Below are 6346 nucleotides of genomic sequence, written 5' to 3' on the forward strand. Positions count from 1 at the left end.
TATATAATTTCTTAATATTTTAGCTTAAAAATAGTAAAAACTATTATAATTTATTTTAATTATATTATATTTTTTAATTTTATTATATTATTCGTTTTTCATTATATAACTTAATTTTACTTTATTAAAATAGATTTATTCAATTTTATGGCTTTTTTTCACATTTTGCACACAGTTTACTAAGTTTTAATTTTTACTTAAAACTTATAACTAGCTTATTTTTACAAAAAATTTTATATATAATGTTGGTTAATGTTTAATTTGATAATAAAATTTTTATTGGTAAAAACAACAAGTTATAACTTATAACTATAATTTTTTAATATGATTATAGGGTTTTCATAATTTAATTCTATATGTTAAAAATTTATTTTTATATGGGGTTTAAATTTTTTTTAACATATGTAAAATTTTTGGGAGGAGTATTATTGAAGATTAAACATACTTTTATTTTTGTATTATTACTTTTAATAGTATCAGTAATTTTATGTTCTGTTTTTGCTTACAATGCTATTATTGAAAGTAATCAAAACACTAATGCTTCTGTCCAATATTCAACTACTGATAATGCTCCTCAGGGTAAATTAGTACCGGTTATAACTGTTACAATGAAACCAAGTGTCGATACAGGATTACCTTATGAAAGTTATACTCGATCTTGGGTTAATTATTGTCCTTTCTGTCATAAATTTGGAACTTTAACAGATACTCCAAAAGATACTTCTAGAACTAATACTGTTCCTGAAGGAGAAATTACTTGTGATCAATCTAAAGGTGGTTGTGATGCAGATTTTGATGGAGTAACTGGTAAAGATAAACTTTGGAGAAATGTTTATTTGATTCCTGTAGAAAATAGTCAAATATTTGGTACTGGACATGCTAAATATACTATATTAGACAGTCATGACATAGATTCTAAATCTCTTATTAGATCTAATCAATTACTTCAATTTGATAGTAGTAATAAGAATATTGTAGGTACTTCTTACTATAAAGATCCATATGGAAATTAGTTATAATTAATTAATTTAAAAGTAGATATTATGTAGATAATATAATATCGTATTAATTGATATTATTGGATTTTTTAGTTTTTATATGATTTATAAACTATTTATTGCTTTAATACTAAATTTTAGGAATATTTTTTGGTTTTTTATAGTTTATGGGTTTTATTTATATTATAATATTTTTGTTTGTAATGTAATTGTAATTGCATCTGTTTTTATTGATTTAATTTCTGTTCTGATTTATTTTACTGATTTGCAGTGTTTTTTTCTTTTTGTTTATTTGTTGATTTTTTATTGTTTTACTGTGTTTTTTTTTGTTTATTTGTTGATTTTTTATTGTTTTACTGTGTTTTTTTTTGTTTATTGCAGATTTTTTTATTTTTTTATCATGTTTTTTTATGTTTTATTTTAATTTTTAATGATAATTTTTTATTAGTTTAAATTAAAATTATGCTTATTTTACTTAAATTATTTTATTAAATATACTATTTAATTTATCCTTAAATTAAAATAATAAGTTTATTATAATTATTTATATTACTTAAACTTCCTTCTGATATATGTAGTCTATTAAAATCATGATTTTTTAGTTTTTTTTTTCATTGTTTATTGTTTTTTGATTAAGCAGTTTTTTGTTTTTATTTTAATATTTTTGTTTAAATGGTGTATTTTTTTTTTACTGTGTATTATTTCTTGTTTTAATAATATGTTTTTTAATGATTTAATTTTTTATTTTCTGTATTTTATTAAGTCTATAGTGTCAAAATACTATTTTAACTAAAATTTATTAGTTTATTAATTTTATTAAATTATTTTTAAAATGAAATTTATACTATTTTATTTAATTATACTAAATAGTTAAAAAGAATAAAATATAATATTAAATTGGTAACGATTATTTTTTGATTTTATTATAAAATATTTTTAATTGATGATGAATATGTTTAAAAAACAAGATTATGTTAATGTTATTGATGGAGGAATATGTGCTGTTGATAATGTAAAAGCTGCAGGAATTAAAGAAGGAAAATATGGGGTATCTATTATTGTATCTCCAAATAGTAATGCATCTGCAGTATTTACTTCAAATAAAGTTGTAGCAGCTCCAATTATTCACACTAAAGAAGTTATTCAAGATGGTAAATTATCTGCTGTAATTGTAAATAGTGGTAATGCAAATTGTTTTACTGGTGAACAAGGAATTAAAGATTGTGATGAGATTGTATCTAATGCAAGTAAATTATTAAATATTCCAAGTTCTGAAATTGCATCTTCTTCTACTGGAGTTATTGGTAGAAAAATGCCAATGGATATTATTGAACCATTAATTGAAAAAGTTTCTAAAAAATTAGATAATTCTCTAGAAGCTTCTCTTGAAGCTGCAAAAGGAATTATGACTACTGATACAGTACCTAAAGAATTTGCAGTTGAAGTTGATATTGATGGTAAACCAGTTAAAATTGGTGGTATTTGTAAAGGTACTGGTATGATTGCACCTAATATGGGTACTATGTTATGTTTCATTGTTACTGATGCAGTTATTGCTCCTGAATCTATTAAAATTGCATTAAAAAATGCAGTTGATTTAAGTTTTAATATGATTGTTGTTGATGGTGATGAAAGTACTAATGATACAGCTATTTTAATGGCTAATGGTCAATCAGGTGTAAGTGTTGCAAATGGTGGTAAAATTAATGAAAAATTCCAAAATGCTTTAAGTTATTTATGTGTAAATCTTGCTCAAAAAATGGTTCGTGATGGAGAAGGTGCAAGTAAATTTTTAGAAGTTAATGTTCATGGTGCAACATCTCCAAGAGATGCTAAATTAGCTGCAAAAGCAGTAGCAAGTTCAATGTTATTTAAAGCTGCAATATTTGGTGAAGATCCTAATTGGGGAAGAATTGTTTCTGCAGTAGGATATTCTGGTTGTGAAATGAATCCAGATATTATTTCAATTGCAATAAGTAATGAAAGTTTATTTAATAATCCAAAATCTGATAAATCAACTTATCTTGTTAAAAATGGGGAAATATTAGCATTTGATGGAACTAAATATCTTGATTTAGCTGAAAAATTAATGGCTAATGATGATATTGTTGTTGATATCAATCTTAATTTATCTGATGGTGAAGCAACTGCATGGGGTTGTGATTTAACCTATGATTATGTTAAAATTAATGGAGAATACACTACATAGTATTTTCTATTATTTTTATATATTTTTAAGGTAGAGAATAGATTAAATAGTATTTTCTATTATTTTTAAACACTTTTTTTAAGCTTTTTCTATTATTCTCATGTTTTAAGTTTTTTTTATTTTTAGAATTTGTTGTGTAATTTCTTTTGTCTTATGTTTATTTTAGAGAGTTTAGTATGTTTTCTACATTTATTTAAGGGTATAATTTATTCAAGTTTAAATCCACATTCTGTACAATAATTATTATTTTTATCTACTATTTTTGATCCACAATTTGGACAGAAGTTTTTATTTCCTATTTTTGTATTTGTATTAGTGTTTATTCCAAGAATTTCATTTTTCTTATTTTGATATTCTCTTTCACTAATTATTCCCCTTTCTTTAAGATTATAAAATTCTTCTAATTCTTTTGCTTCATCTATGTTTTTATTAACATATTTTCCATAAGCATGATTATTTATATATTTTTTAAAATCATTTATTAGTAGACCTTTAATTTCACCATAATCTATAATTTCTCTTAATTTATGACTTTCTACTAAAAATTTGAAATAGATATTTTCTATACTTTGTATTATTTCTTTTCCATCAAAATCTATTAATAATATTGGTTCAAATTCATCAGATTTTAAATAATTATCAGAGTCCATTTCTGTAATTTGATTCCAATTATAAGTATTTTTAGGTAATTTACCATGTTCTTCATCTATAAATTGGATACTTATATTATCTTCATTTAAGATAATGTTTACATTTTTTTCAATTTCATCTCTTGCAGGTACTATTTGATTAACTGTTTGTTGTTTAACTCCATTTGTTCCTGCAAGTCCAACTACACCAAATAAACCAGTTGCAACCATCTTTGTTCCAGCTCCATGTTTATTTTTTATAACAGTAACTGGTACAGTATGTTCTGGAATATGTTTGTATATATTAAATTTAATTCCTTTGTTTTTTAACATATTAAAAAATATTTGTTTTGCATCATTGTAAACTAATTCTTTAAATTGGTTTTCAGGCATGTTTTTAAAATTATTTAGTTTATTTGCATACTGTAAATACCTTTCTTTTACTGATGAATTTAATTGTGTTTGATATATAAAGTGTTCCATTATTACATTGTATGTAATATTATTTTTTTCATCATTACGTCTAATGTTATATTCATTGGCTAATAGTTTTTTAAATTCTGAAAAAAGACCATATAATGATAATTTTCGTTCAATATATTTTCTTGATGTTTTAAATTCATCTTTTAATTGATCTTCATCATATATTACATTAGGTAAATTCATTCCACATACAGCACATTTTATATTATTTGCATCACTATAAGTTTTACAATGAGGACATATTTTGCAGTTCATAATTCCTCCGTTAAGTTATTAATGAAACTTAATTTTTTTATATTAGTTCTTATTTTGTTTTTAATAAATTTTAAAATTTTATATTATTCTATTTTAATTATTTTAATTTCCTTTTAAATTATTATATAATTCTTATTTGATGGAAACTATTATATACTATATTAGAGAAATAATTTAATGTTAAATAAAATATTCTATTTTATGAATTTTTTTAAATCATGTTAATTAAATTAAAGATTTAACTTTAATTGATTATCGGGGTATAAAATTTATTTTTATACTGTTTTTTATTAATAAATTATAAATTTAGGTGAAAACATGGCAAAAGTTAGAGGAACCAATAAAAGAACCAGACCTAAATCTGGTTATAAAAAACCTGGAAGTAAACATGGTAGAGGAGCTAAACAAACCTGGAAAAAACGATAGTTTAGTTTTTATCTAATTTTTACTTTTTTTTAATTTTAGGTTTTATTTATTTTTTTAGTTGTTTATTTTTTTCTATATTTTTCTTGTTTTTAGTGTATTTTAGTGTATTTTTTCTTGTTTTATTATTTTCTTATTTATTTTTAGTGTATTTTTTCTTTTAATTTATTGTTCTATGCTATTTTTATATCTATTAATCTTTTATAAATTATTAAATTATTATAAATTTTATTAATCCAAAAGGTTTATTATTTTTATATTAAATATAATTTAACGATTGTTAATTTATTTAAGAGAGGATTAATATGAAGAATTTAAAAGAAATTTGTAAAATAGCTGTTGTACAAGCAAGTCCTATAATGTTTGATAAAGATAAGTGTCTTGAGAAAGTACTTAATTTAATTGAAGAATGTGCAAAAAATGGTGCAGAATTAGTAGTATTTCCAGAACTATTTATTCCAGGTTATCCTTATGGTATGAACTTTGGTTTCAGTATAGGTAATAGAGATGATGAAGGTCGTAAAGAATGGAAAAATTATTATGATAATTCAATTATCTTTGATGGTATTGAAATGAATAAAATAGTTTATACTGCTGTTAAAAATCATGTTTATGTAAGTATTGGCTATTCTGAAAGGGATTCAAAAACTGCTACTTTATATAATTCTAATATGATGATTTCACCTGATGGTGAAACTTTAAATCATCGTAAATTAAAACCCACTGGTTCTGAACGTTTAATATGGGGTGATGCAAATAAAGAGTATTTCCCTGTAATGAAAACTCCATGGGGTCCAATGGGAAATTTAATTTGTTGGGAAAGTTATATGCCTCTTGCACGTTTTGCATTATATGATAAAGGAATTTCAATATATATTTCTCCAAATACTAATGATAATCCTGAATGGCAGAATACAATAAGACATATTGCTATTGAAGGGCATTGTTATTTTATAAATTGTAATATGGTATTTAAAAAATCAGATTATCCAAAATCAACTAATATTGAAGAATTATCTAAATTAGATGATAATGTATGTAGAGGTGGAACTTGTATAATAGATCCTTATGGTCATGAAGTTTCAGAAACTTTATGGGATAAAGAAGGTATTATATATGCAGATCTTGATATGAATAAAGTTATTGAAAGTAGAATGGAATTTGATGTATGTGGACATTATTCAAGACCCGATATTTTTGATTTTAATTATGATGATATTTAATTTGGTTTTTAGCTTAAGTTTTATTTAGTTTTAATTATAATTGTAGTTAACATTTTTTAGGTTAAATTTTGTTTAGTTTTAATTATGATGATATTTAATTTGGTTTTTAGCTTAAGTTTTATTAGT

The 6346-nt window shown here is 22.5% G+C and carries 4 protein-coding genes; 3 read left to right on the forward strand and 1 reads right to left on the reverse strand.

The genetic code is table 11. The annotated features are described in order from the left end of the window. Nucleotides 1–428 precede the first annotated feature (428 nt). Nucleotides 429–1013 carry a hypothetical protein gene (locus BGI41_RS06050; protein ID WP_088539514.1) on the forward strand — a complete coding sequence of 195 codons (585 nt, stop codon included), beginning with the start codon at nt 429–431 and terminating at the stop codon, nt 1011–1013. 937 nt (nt 1014–1950) lie between these two features. Further along, on the forward strand, nt 1951–3207 hold the full coding sequence (argJ, locus tag BGI41_RS06055; RefSeq protein ID WP_088539516.1) for a bifunctional ornithine acetyltransferase/N-acetylglutamate synthase: 1257 nt from the start codon (nt 1951–1953) through the stop codon (nt 3205–3207). 206 nt (nt 3208–3413) lie between these two features. Here the strand turns inward: argJ and BGI41_RS06060 are convergent, their stop codons facing one another. Further along, entirely contained in the window at nt 3414–4574 is a 1161-nt protein-coding gene (locus BGI41_RS06060; RefSeq protein WP_088539518.1) for a zinc-ribbon domain-containing protein, read from the reverse strand. Between the two features lie 728 nt (nt 4575–5302). On the opposite strand from BGI41_RS06060, the gene BGI41_RS06065 reads away from it, so the two are divergent. Beyond that, nucleotides 5303–6220: a carbon-nitrogen hydrolase family protein gene (locus tag BGI41_RS06065; RefSeq protein ID WP_088539520.1), complete on the forward strand. Its 918-nt coding sequence runs from the start codon at nt 5303–5305 to the stop codon at nt 6218–6220. Nucleotides 6221–6346 lie beyond the last annotated feature (126 nt).

It is taken from the genome of Methanobrevibacter sp. 87.7, from assembly GCF_002208625.1.
GTDB lineage: Archaea > Methanobacteriota > Methanobacteria > Methanobacteriales > Methanobacteriaceae > Methanarmilla.